Annotated in this window: 13 protein-coding genes; 8 read left to right on the forward strand and 5 right to left on the reverse strand. The window is 69.9% G+C overall.

Translation table 11 applies throughout. The annotated features are described in order from the left end of the window. The first annotated feature begins 156 nt into the window (after positions 1–156). Positions 157–3,048, forward strand: coding sequence for a G8 domain-containing protein (locus NO931_RS16460; protein WP_256393447.1), 2,892 nt, complete (start codon positions 157–159; stop codon positions 3,046–3,048). A 286-nt stretch (positions 3,049–3,334) separates the two neighbouring features. Then, the gene (hflX, locus tag NO931_RS16465) at positions 3,335–4,624 is read left to right on the forward strand and encodes a GTPase HflX (protein WP_256393448.1); all 1,290 of its coding nucleotides are present in this window, start codon (positions 3,335–3,337) and stop codon (positions 4,622–4,624) included. 8 nt (positions 4,625–4,632) lie between these two features. Here hflX and NO931_RS16470 read toward each other — a convergent pair whose 3' ends face one another. Together NO931_RS16470 and NO931_RS16475 are read right to left on the reverse strand one after the other, a co-directional pair. Then, positions 4,633–5,673, reverse strand: coding sequence for a dipeptide epimerase (locus tag NO931_RS16470; protein WP_256393449.1), 1,041 nt, complete (start codon positions 5,671–5,673; stop codon positions 4,633–4,635). After that, positions 5,670–6,683, reverse strand: a complete 1,014-nt coding sequence (locus tag NO931_RS16475; protein WP_256393450.1) for an N-acetyltransferase DgcN family protein — start codon at positions 6,681–6,683, stop codon at positions 5,670–5,672. Before NO931_RS16475 ends, NO931_RS16470 begins: the two co-directional genes overlap by 4 nt. A 242-nt stretch (positions 6,684–6,925) precedes the next feature. Between NO931_RS16475 and NO931_RS16480 the strand changes: the two genes are divergently transcribed. Together NO931_RS16480 and NO931_RS16485 are read left to right on the forward strand one after the other, a co-directional pair. Beyond that, positions 6,926–7,501 carry a DoxX family membrane protein gene (locus NO931_RS16480; protein ID WP_256393451.1) on the forward strand — a complete coding sequence of 192 codons (576 nt, stop codon included), beginning with the start codon at positions 6,926–6,928 and terminating at the stop codon, positions 7,499–7,501. 158 nt (positions 7,502–7,659) lie between these two features. Continuing rightward, positions 7,660–8,094 carry a universal stress protein gene (locus NO931_RS16485; RefSeq protein ID WP_256393452.1) on the forward strand — a complete coding sequence of 145 codons (435 nt, stop codon included), beginning with the start codon at positions 7,660–7,662 and terminating at the stop codon, positions 8,092–8,094. A gap of 76 nt (positions 8,095–8,170) precedes the next feature. Here the strand turns inward: NO931_RS16485 and NO931_RS16490 are convergent, their stop codons facing one another. Next, entirely contained in the window at positions 8,171–9,217 is a 1,047-nt protein-coding gene (locus NO931_RS16490; RefSeq protein ID WP_256393453.1) for a phosphate uptake regulator PhoU, read from the reverse strand. Positions 9,218–9,239: 22 nt separating this feature from the next. Continuing rightward, positions 9,240–9,911 carry a phosphate signaling complex protein PhoU gene (phoU, locus tag NO931_RS16495; RefSeq protein ID WP_256393454.1) on the reverse strand — a complete coding sequence of 224 codons (672 nt, stop codon included), beginning with the start codon at positions 9,909–9,911 and terminating at the stop codon, positions 9,240–9,242. A 289-nt stretch (positions 9,912–10,200) separates the two neighbouring features. On the opposite strand from phoU, the gene NO931_RS16500 reads away from it, so the two are divergent. From NO931_RS16500 to NO931_RS16515, 4 genes are all read left to right on the forward strand, one after another. Then, the gene (locus NO931_RS16500) at positions 10,201–10,956 is read left to right on the forward strand and encodes a DUF7260 family protein (protein WP_256393455.1); all 756 of its coding nucleotides are present in this window, start codon (positions 10,201–10,203) and stop codon (positions 10,954–10,956) included. 68 nt (positions 10,957–11,024) lie between these two features. Next, positions 11,025–11,558, forward strand: a complete 534-nt coding sequence (locus tag NO931_RS16505; RefSeq protein WP_256393456.1) for a gamma carbonic anhydrase family protein — start codon at positions 11,025–11,027, stop codon at positions 11,556–11,558. A 70-nt stretch (positions 11,559–11,628) separates the two neighbouring features. After that, positions 11,629–12,660, forward strand: coding sequence for an NAD(P)/FAD-dependent oxidoreductase (locus NO931_RS16510; protein ID WP_256393457.1), 1,032 nt, complete (start codon positions 11,629–11,631; stop codon positions 12,658–12,660). Between the two features lie 108 nt (positions 12,661–12,768). Further along, on the forward strand, positions 12,769–14,004 hold the full coding sequence (locus NO931_RS16515; RefSeq protein WP_256393458.1) for an ornithine cyclodeaminase, nickel-pincer nucleotide-dependent: 1,236 nt from the start codon (positions 12,769–12,771) through the stop codon (positions 14,002–14,004). Between the two features lie 20 nt (positions 14,005–14,024). Here NO931_RS16515 and NO931_RS16520 read toward each other — a convergent pair whose 3' ends face one another. Next, a complete protein-coding gene (locus tag NO931_RS16520; protein ID WP_256393459.1) occupies positions 14,025–14,453 on the reverse strand; it encodes a universal stress protein in 429 nt (142 codons plus the stop codon). Between the last annotated feature and the right edge of the window lie 60 nt (positions 14,454–14,513).

Consider the following 14,513-nt stretch of genomic DNA (forward strand, 5'->3'; position numbering starts at 1 on the left):
TGGGCCGGCAGCCTCGTTACCGTTTGGGTAGCGTCAGGCTATCTTGTCGGGATCACTGCACAAAATATACGGACTACGGGCCAGTTGGTTGCGGCAACGAACACTCGAACTGCGGCCGGTTTCACGGGAACCACCGGCCGCGGTCGATACCGAAACATGACAGGAGACGACGGCGGCGCGGACGGCGATCGGGGGACAGAGCGACTGCCGGACGTCGAGACCCTCCGAACCGTCGATCGGCGGACGCTACTGCGAGCGACCGGCGCGACGGCCGGGGCAGGGCTGCTGGGCGCCGCCGCGTCGCAACTGCTCGACGGCGACGGCGGGACGGCGGCGGCCGAAGGGATGACCGACCGCGAGGCCGCGATGGAACTGGTCGAAGAGGGGGCCGTGACCCACCGGGCCGTCGCGGACGGCGCGTGGACCGAGCGCACGACCTGGGACGCCGACGAGGCGCCCGACGACGGTGCGCGCGTCCACGTCCCCGAGGGGACGACGGTCAAAATCGGGGCGGAGCTATCAGCGCGGGTCGAGAGCGTCCGCGTCGACGGTAGCTTGCGCGTCGATCCGGCGACGGACACCCGCCTCGGCGTCCAGACGCTCGTCGTCGCCGAGACGGGGACGCTGGAGGTGGGGGCGCCGGAGACGCCCGTCGGACCGGCCGCGACGGCGACGATCGAGTTCCTCGACGGCGGGCCGATCGACGAGGACGACGACCCCCGTCGAGTCGGCCGCGGGCTGATCGCGATGGGACGGACCCGAATCTGCGGGAGCGAGCGGACGTCGTGGACCGCCGCGGCGACCGCGCCCGAGGCCGGCGACGCGACGCTCGAACTCGACGCGGCGCCGACCGGCTGGTCGGCCGGCGACCGGATCGTCGTCGCCGGGCTCTCGACCCGGTCGGACGAGGACGAGAAGCGGACGATCGCGGCGGTCGACGGCGATCGGGTAGAACTGGACGAGCCGCTGCGCTTCGATCACGTCCCGCCCGCCGAGGACCTGTCGGCGTACGTCGGCCATCTCGACCGGAACGTTCGCCTGCGATCGGAGACCGACGAGACGCCGCGGCGCGGCCACGTCATGTTCGCGACGCCGGACGTCGAGGTGCGACACGCCGGCTTCTACGATCTCGGACGGACGGAGAAGCGCCGGCCGTTCACTAACCCCGCCAACGGCGTCCCGCCGCGGGACGTGGAGCCGAACCCGAAGGCTCGCTACGCCGTCCATTTCCACCACGTCGGGGTCGACATCGAAGACCCAGCCCGGATCGTCGGCTGCGCGGTCTGGGGGAGCCCCGGCTGGGGCTACGTCAACCACGGCAGCCACGTCGTCGTCGAGGACAGCGTGAGCTACGAGGTGACGGGCGCGGGGTTCGTCGCGGAGGCCGGCAACGAGATCGGCGCGTTCCGGCGGAACCTCGCGCTGCGCTCGCGGGGGTCGGGCCAGCGCGTCGACGCGCGCCAGTTCCGCGAGGACGCGGAGCCCGATCCGGAGAGCCGGCGAGCGTCGATCGACGACTTCGGCCACGGCGGCCACGGCTTCTGGCTGCAGAGCCCCGCCGTCGCCGTCGAGGAAAACGTCGCGGCCGGCCACCGCCACTACGGCATCGTCTTCTGGAATCGGGCGCTGGCCGAGACGCCGACCGATCCCGAGAACATCGGCGGCGTCGTCGGGGAGCGCCCGAACTTCCCGATCGAGAACCTGGAGGGGCAGGCCGACCTGGCGACCTCCGACCGCGTCGTCGACGGCAAGGTCCCCTCCAGTTTCGTGGCGCTGCGCTCGTTCCGGGACAACGTCGTGTTCGCCTGCGGCGGGGGCGTCGAGATCTCGCGGCACATGTTCACCGAACCCCACCGACGCTACGACGAGTACGCGGTCGTCGAGAGGCTGACGGTCCACAGCGTCGGCGACTTCGTCACGCAGTGGAACCGGGCGCTGGAGGACTCGGGCAACCTCGGGCTGAAAGTGCGCTACAGCGCGAACCTCCTGTTGCGGGACTGCCGCCTGCTGGGCGTCGACGGGACCGGGACGGGGATCGAGCGCAACCACGCCGTCGAGAACCTCACGATCGAGAACTCGACGATCGACGGGTGGGACCTGGGCCAGCGCGCGCCGACGCGTGGCGTCGCCCACCTCCGTGACTGCGCGTTCGACAACGATCGGAACGTGCTCGTCGAGACGGGGGCGACGAGCAAGTGGAACCCCGCCCAGCGCCTGCGGATCGAGGGGACGACGCTCGCGGGCGGCGAGGACGGAAACGTCGAACTGACGCTCGACGACGATCCGGAGTTCTGGGGGCTGCTCGGCGACGAGAGCCGGATCGCGATCGAGGACCGGGAAGCGTACCTCCGCGGGCAGGCGTCCGACGCCGTCCCGTTCCCCGACGAGAGCGCGCTCGAAGAGATCGACGGCGCGGACAAGCTCGGCGAGCTGACGGGCGAGGAGGGCCTCGATCCAGCTGCGCTCGTCGGGAAGTCGAACCGCGAGCTACAGTCGGCCTACGGCGTCTCGCTGCGGGGTGAGTTGCTCCCCGACGACGCCGTCGAAGACGAGCGACTCCGGGGCGCCCTGCTCGGGCCGGCGGGCGAGACGCCCGAGACCGTCGTGGTGCAGGCCGACGCCGGCGCGGTGAGCGACCCGCTCTCGGTCGGCGAGGACGAGACGGCGTCGAACGGCCGCTACGTCGCGCCGGGCGGCGCGAGCAGCGTCGACTACCCGCCGCGGTCGGGCCAGACCCGCGTCGCCTTCGAGGCGCCCGCGGGCGAGTACGCGCTGTGGGCCCGGGTCGTCACCCCGCGGAAGGACGCCGACTCGTTCTGGGTGACGATCGACGATCGCGACTGGCTGCGCTGGGACTGGATCGGCCGCGGGCACACCTGGCACTGGGAGCGCGTCCATGACAGCGACGACGACCACCGGCCGGCGACGTTCGATCTCGATGCGGGCGAGCACGAACTGCTGGTCGCCCACCGCGAGGCCGACACGAAACTCGACCAGTTGCTGCTGGCCGACGGCGACTACCGGCCGTTCGGCCCCGACCCGTTCTGAGTCGACCCGCGGCCACGTGGAGAACTTTTTTGTGGGATCGACGACAACTATCGAGCGAGATGGAGACCCTTTCTCCTCGCCCGTGACCGCGACCGGCGCGGCTCCCGCGTAGCGGAGCCAGGACGGACAGCGGTGCGGTCACGATTCGACCGGACGGACCCGACAGCCGCCGGTCCGTCCGCGGGATCGAGGACGACTGCAGTCGCAGCGACGCCGACCGCGGGTCCGTCCGCCGCGGCCCGGCAGCTGCGACCCTCAGCGGGCCGACGCGAGCGCCCGACGACACGTGATACGACAAGCGATCATCGCAGCACGAGAGACGAACGAGCGACCGGACACGGCGGAGATCCGCGGCCTCGCCGAAGCGGCCGAGTACCGGATCGTCGGCGAGATCGACCAGCGCCGACGCGAGGACCCGAGCTACTATTTCGGACGGGGAAAGGCCGAAGAACTGGCGGCACTCGCCGACAGGACCGAGGCCGACGCCGTCGTCGTCGACGGAGAACTCTCGCCGGGACAGACGGCGTCGCTCGGGGAGTTACTTCCCGACGGCGTCGAGGTGGTCGACCGCCATCGGCTGGTGCTCGGCATCTTCGCCGACCGAGCCGGCTCTCGGGCGGCCCGGCTGCAGGTTGAACTGGCTCAGTTGCGGTACTGGAAGCCGCGGCTGGAGGCGATCGTCGGGCAGGACGCCGCCGCCGAGGTGCGGTACCACAACGAGAACGACCGCCGGGTGCTGGACGTCGAGCGCCGGATCGAGACGCTCCAGCGGACTCTGGAAGACGTGTCCGACGCTCGCTCGGACCGCCGCGAGCGGCGTCGATCGGAGGGGTTCGACCACGTCGCGCTCGCGGGCTACACGAACGCCGGCAAGTCGACGCTGCTGCACCGGCTGGCCGACGAACTCTCGGTCGACGAGCGCGCGCCCGACCACGAGGACCTGACGGCAACGGCGAGCGTCGAAGACCAGCTGTTCGAGACGCTGGAGACGACGACCCGTCGGGCGACCGTCGGAGGCCGCCGCGCCCTGCTGACCGACACCGTCGGCTTCGTCGAGGGGTTACCCCACGATGCGGTCCGGTCCTTCGAGACGACGCTCAGGACGATCCGCGACGCCGACGCGACGCTGCTCGTGGTCGACGCCTGCGATCCGCCCGACGCCGTCGCAGAGAAGGTCGCAGTGACGCTCTCGACGCTCGGCGAGACGAGCGGCCCGGTAGTGCCGGTGTTGAACAAGGTCGACGCCGCGGCGGATCTCTCGGCGAGCCGCGCGGCGCTGCGCGACGCCGCGAGCGAGCGGGGCGGAGCAGGTCGCGATCCGATTCCGGCGAGCGCGCTGACCGGCGAGGGCGTCGACGACCTCCGGGCGGCCCTGCGCGACGCGCTGCCGACCGCCGAGACGGCGATCGAGGTGCCGAACTGCAGCGGGGCGCAGGCGCTGCTCTCGTGGGCGTACGACAGCGGACGCGTCTCCGCGGTCGCCTACGAGGGAGCGCGGCTATCGTTCCGCTTCGCGGCGCGGCCGGACGTCGTCGAGAAAGCGGAGCGAAAGGCGGCGACCGTCGGCGAACGATAGTTGGTGGGCTAGCGCTCGCGGACGCCGGTGCCCGGCCGGCCGACCCCGGCGAGGTCGATCTCGCCGCCGGGCATCGGGACGCCCTCGAAGGGGTCGTCGGCCAGCAGCAGAGAGCCGTCCAGGTCGACGTAGTCGGAAAGCGGCGCGAGGTGGGCCATCGCGGCGATCGAGGGCTGAGCCTCGACCATACAGCCCAGCATCACGTCCAGCCCCTGGGCGTCGGCGGCGTGGATCATCCGCCGGGCCTCGCGCAAACTCGCGCACTTCGAGAGCTTGATGACGATCACGTCGGCGCGATCGGCGACCGCGGGCACGTCCGGCAGCCGGACGCAGCTCTCGTCGGCGGCGATCGGGAGCGAAGCGCGCTCGTACACCCGGCGCAGGGCCTCGGGCTCGTCTGCGGGGACGGGCTGTTCGAGCAGCTCGACGCCGAAATCCGCCAGAAAGTCGGCCATCCGAACCGCCTCGGCGCGCGACCAGGCCTCGTTGGCGTCGACCCGCAGCGCGGCGTCCGGCGCGGCCGAGCGGATAGTTCGAACGATCTCGCGGTCCCGGTCGGTGCCGAGCTTGACCTTCAGCGTCGAGAACCCCCTGTCGACGGCCTCACGGGCGTGCTCGGCCATCGCCTCGACGTCGTCGAGACCGATCGTGTAGCAGGTCTCGGGCGCCCGGTCGGGATCGAGCCCCCACAGGCGGTACAGCGGGAGATCGGCGCGCTTCGCCGCGAGGTCGTGGAGCGCGACGCTAACGGCGCCGCGTGCGGCGGGGTTCCGGCGGAAGAGCTCGCCGAGTCGGCGCTCGATCCGGTCGAGCGCGTGAGGGTCGCCGATCTCCTCGACGGCGTCGAGCAGGTCCGGAAGGGCGGCTGTCGCCGTCGCCGCGGTCTCGCCGTAGTGGCGCGTCGGCGCGGCGCCGCCGATCCCCTCGTTGCCGTCGCCGTCGCGGATCCTGACCAGCGGGTACTCGACGGTACGAGTCGTCCCGCGGGCGATGGTGAACGGCCGTTCCGTGTCGAGCGAGAGCGTCTCGAACTCGGCGTCGAGCGTCACAGCAGCGCCTCCAGCAGTTCGTCGGTGCCCTGTCGGATCGGGTCGGCGGCGGGCGCGTCGAGGGCCTCCGAATAGTCGGCGACGGCGTCGACCGCGGCCGTCTCGGGGTACTCCGAGGTGTTGAGCGCGCCCGCGGCGACGTCCGTCTCGCGGACCGGCGCCGCCAGCCCCTCGTACAGGTCGACGTACGTCTCGATCGGCGGAATGTCGAACGACTCGTAGCCGTGGATCGCCTCGCGGCCGGCCTCGTGACACAGCACGAGCTTGTCGGGCATCGCGCCGTGGAGGATGCCGCAGGTCACCGCGGAGTACGCCGGGTGGACGATGCTGCCCTGGCCCTCGACGAACAGGTAGTCGTGATCGTCGCCGACCTCTCGGATCATACGCTCGACCGCGCCGGCGGTGAAATCCGAGATCGTCCGGTCGATCGGGATCCCCCAGCCCTCGATCATGATCCCGGTCTGGCCCGTGGGAACGACGGCGGCGTCGTGCCCGGCCTCGGCGGCGGCGCGGGCGAGTTCCATCGTCGTCGTCATCTTCCCGGTGTTGCAGTCGGTGCCGACGGTGAGAATCACCTCGGCGTCGACCTCGTCGGTCCGCCCCTGACTGACCGTCAGGTCGTCGGGCGGCTTGCGCACGTCTCGAAGCTCGCCGCCGTGTTCCTCGGCGAGGCGGGCGAACTCCTCGTCCTCCGAGAGGAAGTAGTGCAGGCCGGCGATCACGTCGCAGCCACGTTCGAGGGCGGTGACGACGTCTGCGCGCCAGGACTCGTCGAAGCCGCCGCCGATCGGCGCGACGCCGATTATCAGCGCGTCGATCGAGGCGTCGACCGCGCTCATCCCCGAGACGATCGGAGCGTCCTGCACGTCGTCAACGTGATCGTCGACCTGCGTCCCGGCGCTGTCCCGATCCAGCACCGCGACGACGTCGTGGTCGCCGTACCGCAGGACCCCTAGCGCCGTCTTCGCGTCGCCGGGGAACTTCTCGTGGGCCAGAATTGCCACTCGCATGGCAGGGGCTACGCGCCGATGCTTAACAGTTGTATGGGAACGATTCCGCGCTCGTTCGGGCTCGCTCACCGTCGCCTCGGTCGATCGGACGGTACCGGCGAGGGCGGCGCGGTGACGATAATCGACGCTACGGTCCAGACAGTTGAATATGCACCACATAAGTTATAGAGATGCGTGCTATCTCTTATCTCGATAACTTAATATACGTACCCGACCTTTCTAAGAGTAGGAGTGTTTTACAAATGACATCCTCGACCATCAACCCCGAAAGCAGCAACACGTTCGCCAGCACGATCCGCGGCCACACCGTCACCGGCCGGGCGCACAGCCTCAGCGCGTGGTTCGTCCTCTCGCTCCGGCTCATGATGGGCTGGGCGTTCGCGTACTCGGGCTTCACGAAGATCGTCGCCGCCGAGCCGTTCGACGCTGGCGGCTACCTGGAGTTCAGCGCGGCGACGAACGGCAACCCGCTCGCGGGGCTGTTCGCCTGGATGGGCTCGACGCCGTGGTTCGTCGAGTTCGCGAACGTCGCGGTCCCGTGGGGCGAACTCCTGATCGGCCTGGGCCTGCTCGTCGGCGCGGTCGTCCGCCTCGCGGCGTTCTTCGGCGCGCTCATGATGCTCATGTTCTACTTCGGCAACTGGGACATCGCCCACGGCGTGATCAACGGCGACTTCGCGTACATGCTCGTGTTCCTCGCGGTCGCCGCGTTCGGCGCGGGCCGCATCCTCGGGCTGGACGCCTACATCGAGCAGTACGAGGTTGGCGGCGAGCCGCTCGTCGAGAAATACCCCGCGCTCGACTACATCCTCGGCTGAGCGGGGAGAGCACCACCTGCCGCTCCGTCCCGTCCTGCTCGTTCTTTCGCCGATTTCGATACCGCCGAGCCCGGGGCTCGCGTCGTCACGACCGCCATCGGGGTTCCGATCGGCAGGAAGTTTATGCTACGGCGAGACAAACCATACCGGTCGAGGAGATGTACGACGACATCCTGGTGCCGACCGACGGGAGCGACGGAACCGAACAGACGCTCGAGCACGCCGTGGAAATCGCCCGGAACCACGGCGCGCGGCTGCACGCGCTGTCGGTGGTCGACCGCCGGGTGTATCTCGCCGCCGAAGGCGAGGAGCGCGAGGAGGTGATGGCGAAACTGCGCGGTGAGGCCGAGGACGCCATCGCGCTGGTCGAGGATCGGCTGGCCGACGCCGACGTGGCGGTCACCGCCGAGATCGTCGACGGGACGCCGCACAAGGAGATCCTCGAGTACGCCGAGGACGCCGACGTGGATCTGATCGCGATCGGCACCCACGGCCGGACGGGCCGGGATCGCCTGGAGAACCTCGGCAGCGTCACCGAGCGGGTCGTCGAGGACGCCGACCGGACGGTGCTCGTCGTTTCGATCGACGAGTGACCGGCCGTCTCGGGAACTGATTACGGAAGAGTGACCGAGCGTCGCGGGGGCCGGGCGGGACAGTTCTATCGCTCCGTCAGTTCGACAGCGCGTCGTCCTCGTCGCCGTCGGGCGTTCGCAGCGCCGACTGGAGCCCCATCTCGGCGACGTTGGCGCCGTACTCGGCGGTCCGCTCGACGCTGTCGAGCACCGTCGCCAGCAGGTGGGCGTCGGCGATCTCGCCGTCGTACAGCCGCCGGTCGATCGCGCGGACGTCCTCGACGACGGCGTCGCGCCGCTCGGCGACGGCCTGCAGCCCCGACAGCGACGGCTCCTCTAGCTGTTCGTCCATCGCCGTCCGGACGATCTCGCGGGAGCGCTCGCCGAGTTCGTCGAGTTCGTCGCCGAGTTCCGCGGGCGGGGCCGCCGACTGTCGGCGCGCGACGCCGGCGATCTTCTCGGCGTGGTCGGCGACCCGCTCCAGTTGGCGGGCGATCCGGTAGTACGCGAACGCCTCAGTCCGATCGACGTCGAACGTGACTGCCTCGCGGACGTCAGAGAGCCCGCGGTGGAACTGCCGGCTGACCAGCCCGAACAGCCGGTCGACCTCGTCGTCCTGATCGGCGACGCGGCGGGCGAGTTCGGCGTCGTGCTCCCGGACCGCGTCGATGGCGTCCTCGTGCATCGTCAGGGCGGTCAGGCGCATCTGGACGACCGTCTGGCGCAGCGACACCTCGGCGCCGTCGAGCAGGCTGCGGATCGTGATGCGCGTCGGCGTCTGGGAGTGGATCTCGATGCCGACGAGACGGGTCACCGCGGCGCGGACGGCTCGCCGGCGCTCGGCGTCGAACTCGATCGGGCTGGTCAGGACGATCTCGTCGTAGCCGGCGACGTAGGCGGTCAGAACGGTGTCCGCGAGCGCGTCGGGGCCGAACTCGGCGGCCTCGATCTCGACCGTCCGGCCGTCGTCGTCGGTCTCTCTCGCGGCGACGAGCCTGTCGTCGGAAGCATAGAGGAACAGCGGCGTCCCCGTCTCGATGCCGTTCTCCGTCGCCCACTCTTTGGGCAGCGAGATCGTGTACGTCGACCCGCCGGTGAGCTGGACCTTGCGTCGGATCGGTTCGTCGGTGCCGTTCGTCGTCATGGTGTCGGGGTGGGAATCTGCATCAGTAGATCAACTCGTCGTCGTTCTCGACTGCATAGAGCGTCCGCGCGGCGACGTTGACGGCGTGGTCCCCGACGCGTTCGAGGTCGCGGATCGTCAGCAACAGCACGGAGACGTCGCCGAGCAGTTCCTCGATCGGCCGGTCGTCGCCGAACTCCCGCTCGATCAGATCGCGGACGATCAGTTCGCTGGCGCGCTCGCAGCGCTCGTCGACCTCGTCGTCGCGGGCCGCGATCTCGTGACAGGCGTCGGGATCCTCGTCGGCGTAGGCCGCCATCGCGTCCTCGACCATCGCGGCGGTCAGCGCGCCGATGCGCTGGAAGTCCACGTCGGGAACGGTCTCGCGGTCCATCTCCAGGGCGTAGCCCGCGAGGTTCGTCGCGAGGTCGGCGATCCGTTCGAGATCGGTGAGGATCTTGAACGATGCGACCACGAGCCGAAGGTCGCCGGCGACGGGCTGCTGGAGCGCGAGCAGGTCGACGCAGGCGCCCTCCAGATCGAGGTACCGGCGGTTGATCTCCGCGTCGCCCTCGACGACCTCCCGGGCGAGCGCCTCGTCGCCCGCGTCGAGCGCAGATAGCGCCTGCAGCAACCGGTCGAGCGCGGTCTCGCTCAGATCGAGGACGGCCTCGCGCAGCGCGTCGAGTTGCTCGCGGTACTCCTCGCGGGGCACCGTCAGCGCACCTCCGTTCCGTCGGTGTCGACAGTCGCGGCCGGCGCGTCGTCCGGTCGAATCTGTGACATCACCCGGAGGGAGGCGACAGTGGAGTAAGTAGGCTGCTATGAGGGGTACACCGCGGGCTATGGCGTCTCGTACCAATATATACCACTATATAAAACGCTCCGCTCGGATTCTCCGGAAACGAGTCGTCTTGACTACGTAGCTCTCGGTAGTCGGCCGGTCCCTAATATATAATATTTTAGATAGTTTTAAGCGGCGGGAACGCCGACATCCCGCCATCGTGAGCCCCGAACTACGCGCACACTCTCTCGACGCGGCCGAGCGAGCCGTTCGACGGGAGCGCCGACGGCTCGTCGACGAGCGACGGGCGTTCGAGGAGTTCACCGAGCGGGTACGCGGGTTCGACGCCGAGCGACCGCGGACGACCGGCGGTCAGACCCTCGTGTGCCGACAGTCCGGCGGTCTCGACGCGGTGCGAGACGCCTACGAGGAGACGGTGATGAGCGTTCCCCACTACCGCGACGAGTACGACGAGCCCTACGCCGTCAACGTCGCGGGCGAGCTCAGCCAGGAGCTCGCGGCGGCGCTGGGAAGCGACGGACAGTTTCACCCGCCGCTGAAGCGGAGGCTCATCGAGGCGACGGGACAGGCCATCGCGGGTCGAGAGCGCCTGATCGGGGTCGTCGACGCGGAAGCAGCGGCGCTCGAATCGGCCGAGGACGACATCGCCGCACTGACCGAGGACGTGGCGTCGCTCGGCGACCAGCCGCTGGCCTCCATGGAGTTCAACGCGCTCCGGCTCACGCGGGAGCGGCTTCGGGACGCGCGCGATCGCTGCGACGACCTCGCCGCGGACCGCCAGTCGACGTTGCAGGACCAGCGACCAACACTCCCGGTCGAGATCGACGATCTGGGCGAGTATCTCTACGCCGACTGCGAGACGGCCTACCCACTGCTGGCCGCGTTCGCGGACCTGCGCCGGCGTATCGACCGCTTGCTGCGGGAAATCGATCGGCGACTGGCGCGAGCGGGCTAACCGCCCCGCCATTCTCGGAAGGCCGACAACTACCAACAGTTACGTTGCGCTAAATGGTATCGTGCCACATGCACGACTCCAGAGACTACGCGTTCGAGGACGAGCGCCCGGACATCCACGAGAGCGCGCGGGTGAGCCGCGAGGCGACGCTGGTCGGCAACGTGACCGTCGAGGCCGATGCCAGCGTCTGGCCGGGCGTCGTCCTGCGCGGGGACGTCGAACCGGTCCGGATCGGCCGACAGGCCCACGTCGGCGACACCGCGGTGCTCCACGCGTCGAGCGTCGGCGAGAACGTGATGGTGGGCCACGGCGCCGTCTGTAACGACGCCGTCGTCGACGACGACGCGCTCGTGGGGTTCAACGCGACGCTGAACTCCGAGGTCAGCGTCGGCGAGGGCTCGATCGTCGCCTCGGGGACGGTGATCCCGCAGGGCTACTCGATCCCGGCGGACTCGTTCGCCCGGGGCGTCCCCGCCGAGGTGACGCCGCTGTCCCAGACGACGATCGACACCGACCGCATCCACGAAGAGTTCGCCTCGGGCGCCTACACCGACCTCGCCGGCCGCCACGAGGAACTGTTCGCCGCCGACCCGGAGCGGTGAGCCCGGCGCCGCCGCGGCGTCGACCCCGAGAGGGACGCCTTTTTGGCTCGCTTGCCCTGACATTCGGACGATGACACCACGAGTCGCCGTCGTCGGCGGAGGCGTCGCCGGCGCCGCCGTCGCGTACGCGCTCCGAGAGAGTCCCGTCGAAGTGACGCTGTTCGAGCGCGCCGGCCGGGTCGGCGGCCGCACCGCGACGCGACGCCGCGGGGAGACGGTGTACGACTACGGCGCGAACTACGTCACCGACGACGACGAGCGCGTCGCCGACCTGCTCGCCGAGGAGTTCTCGAACGGGCTCGTCGACACCGAGGGCCCCGTCTGGACGTTCGACGCCGACGGCGAGATCGGCGAGGGCCGCGGGAACGGCCGCAAGTGGACCTACGAGGGCGGCGTCGAGACGCTCGCCGGCCGGCTGGTCGACCGGAGCGACGCCACGGTCGAGACCGACGCGGAAGTGATCGAGCTTCGGCGTCGCGACGAGGCGTGGACCGTCGAGACGGCCGACGAGCGGACGTTCGAGCCGTTCGACGGCGTCGTCCTGACGCCGCCGGCGCCCCAGACCGGCGACCTGCTCGCGGCGGCGGGCTGGAGCCACGAGCGAGCGAACGCGCTCGTCGAGGCGCTCCGAGACGTTCCCTACCGGACGATCTGGTCGCTCGCGCTGCACTACCCCGACGAACTGGACCGGCCCTACTACGCGCTGGTCAACACCGACCGCGACCACGAGATCGGCTGGCTCTCCCGCGAGGAGTGCAAGCCCGGTCACGTCCCGGACGGCGAGTCGCTCCTGATCGTCCAGATGGCGCCCGACTGGTCGGCCGAGCGCTACGACGCCGACGGGGCGGCCGTGATCGAGGAAGCGCTGCCGATCGTCGCCGACCTGCTCGACGACGACCGACTCGCCGATCCCGAGTGGACCGATCACCAGCGCTGGGGGCTGGCGCTGCCCGACGACGGCGTCGACGCCGAACTGCTGGACGCCGTCGCCGAGGACGGGCTGTGGTTCGCGGGCGACTGGGTGGCCGGTGAAGGCCGGTCGCACGCAGCGATCAGGACGGGACTGGACGCGGGCGATCGGATTCGAGAGCGATTCGAGTAGGACTGCACAGATCCGTGGGCTGCGTTGACTCGGACAGGATATCCACAGTCGATCGATCGGCTCCCGATCCCACAACCCTCTTGCCCCGCTCCCGCATCTACCTAGCCAATGAGTCCCACGCGTACCGTCGAACTCGAGGGCCACATCATCGACTCGGGGACGATGGGTCGATGTTTCGGCCTCGTGATGGACATGGGCGGCTCCTTCGAAGTCGAGGAGTTCGAGATCGGCCGCCACGAGCACGAGAAGTCGTACTGCCGGCTCGCGGTGTCGGCCGACAGCGAACCCGATCTCCAGCAGATCGTCCACGAACTCCACCAGAACGGCGCGACGCTGTCGGACCCGTCCGACGCCGCTCTCGAACGGGCGCCCGACGACGCGGTCGTTCCCGTGGACTTCTACTCGACGACCAACCACCCGACGTACGTCCGGTACGAAAGCGAGTGGGTAGACGTCGAGAACGTCGAGATGGACTGTGCGATCGTCGTCGAAACCGAAGGGGAGGAAGCGCCCAGAGCCCACACGAAGGTGCTCAACGCCATCGAGGAAGGCGATCTCGTGGTGACCGGCGACACGGGAATCCGGGTCGAGCCGCCCGAGCGCCCCCGTGACGGCGACAGCTCCTTCGGCTTCATGCAGGGCGGCGTCTCCAGCGAGCGCCCCTCCGAGTCGCTGATCGGCGAGGTCGCGGACGCGATCGCCGAGACCAAGGCCGAGGGCGGCGACGTGCTGGCGGTCTGCGGGCCGGCGGTCGTCCACTCCGGCGGCGCCGACCACCTCGCCGAACTGGTGCGCGAGGGGTACGTCGACGCCATCTCGGCGGGCAACGGCTTCGCGGTCCACGACATCGAGCGCGACCTCTACGGCACGTCGCTCGGGATGGACGTCGAGACCTTAGAGCACCCGCGCAAGGGCCACAAGCACCACATCTACACGATCAGCGAGATCAGTCGCCAGGGCGGCATCGAGCAAGCCGTCGAGAACGGCGCGATCCAGAGCGGCGTGATGTACGAGTGCGTGACCAACGACGTGCCCTACGTGCTGGCGGGGTCGATCCGCGACGACGGCCCGCTGCCCGACACGATCACCGACTCGATCGAGGCCCAGAACGCGATCCGCGAGCAGGCCCACGACGCCGACATCGTGATCATGCTCGCGACGCTGCTGCACTCGGTGGCGGTGGGCAACTGCCTGCCCTCGACGACGAAGCTCGTCTGCGTCGATATCAACCCCTCGACGGTGACCCAGCTGATGGACCGGGGCAGCGCGCAGGCGATCGGGATGGTGTCGGACATCGGGACGTTCCTGCCGATGCTGGCCGAGCAACTCGTCGACGAGGAGTAAGCAACAGCGCGAAATCCGCCCTACAGCTCTTCCTGCGGGACGACGACAACTGGCCGATCGGCGTCGCCCAGCACCGCCCGCGCCGTCGATCCGACCGCGCTCTCGGCGCCGGGCTCGCCGCCGTGCACCCCCAGCACGATCTCGTCGGCGTCGAACTCGGCGGCCGCCGCCAGCAGTTCCACCGCGGGCGAGCCGGAGCGCTGCTCGGTCTCGACCTCCGTGACGGCGCCGAGCCGGACCGTCGCGACGTTCAGCGCCTCGCGACCGTCGCGCGCGTCGCCGGCGTCCTCGCGAGACGAAGTCGAGCGCGGGCTCGACGAGTCTCGCTCGCCGGTGTCGGCCTGAACGTGGACCACCCGGACGCCGTCGTCCGGCCCGGCCCGCTCTTGCAGGTAGTCGCAGGCCGCCGCGGTGGTGTGGACGGAATCGGTCGCGAGCAAGTAGCGCATGCCTGGAGGTTCCGCGCGAGCGACCTAAAGCCCCCGATCGGAGCGCAGACGGCCGCCGAG

The organism is Natronoarchaeum rubrum (assembly GCF_024494695.1).

Excerpts from the sequence above, each read along its gene's own strand:
- NO931_RS16460 (WP_256393447.1), top strand. The coding sequence starts at position 157 with ATGACAGGAGACGACGGCGGCGCGGACGGCGATCGGGGGACAGAGCGA.
- NO931_RS16475 (WP_256393450.1), bottom strand. The coding sequence starts at position 6,683 with ATGCGAGTGGCAATTCTGGCCCACGAGAAGTTCCCCGGCGACGCGAAG.
- NO931_RS16480 (WP_256393451.1), top strand. The coding sequence starts at position 6,926 with ATGACATCCTCGACCATCAACCCCGAAAGCAGCAACACGTTCGCCAGC.
- NO931_RS16485 (WP_256393452.1), top strand. The coding sequence starts at position 7,660 with ATGTACGACGACATCCTGGTGCCGACCGACGGGAGCGACGGAACCGAA.
- NO931_RS16490 (WP_256393453.1), bottom strand. The coding sequence starts at position 9,217 with ATGACGACGAACGGCACCGACGAACCGATCCGACGCAAGGTCCAGCTC.
- NO931_RS16505 (WP_256393456.1), top strand. The coding sequence starts at position 11,025 with ATGCACGACTCCAGAGACTACGCGTTCGAGGACGAGCGCCCGGACATC.
- NO931_RS16510 (WP_256393457.1), top strand. The coding sequence starts at position 11,629 with ATGACACCACGAGTCGCCGTCGTCGGCGGAGGCGTCGCCGGCGCCGCC.
- NO931_RS16515 (WP_256393458.1), top strand. The coding sequence starts at position 12,769 with ATGAGTCCCACGCGTACCGTCGAACTCGAGGGCCACATCATCGACTCG.
- NO931_RS16520 (WP_256393459.1), bottom strand. The coding sequence starts at position 14,453 with ATGCGCTACTTGCTCGCGACCGATTCCGTCCACACCACCGCGGCGGCC.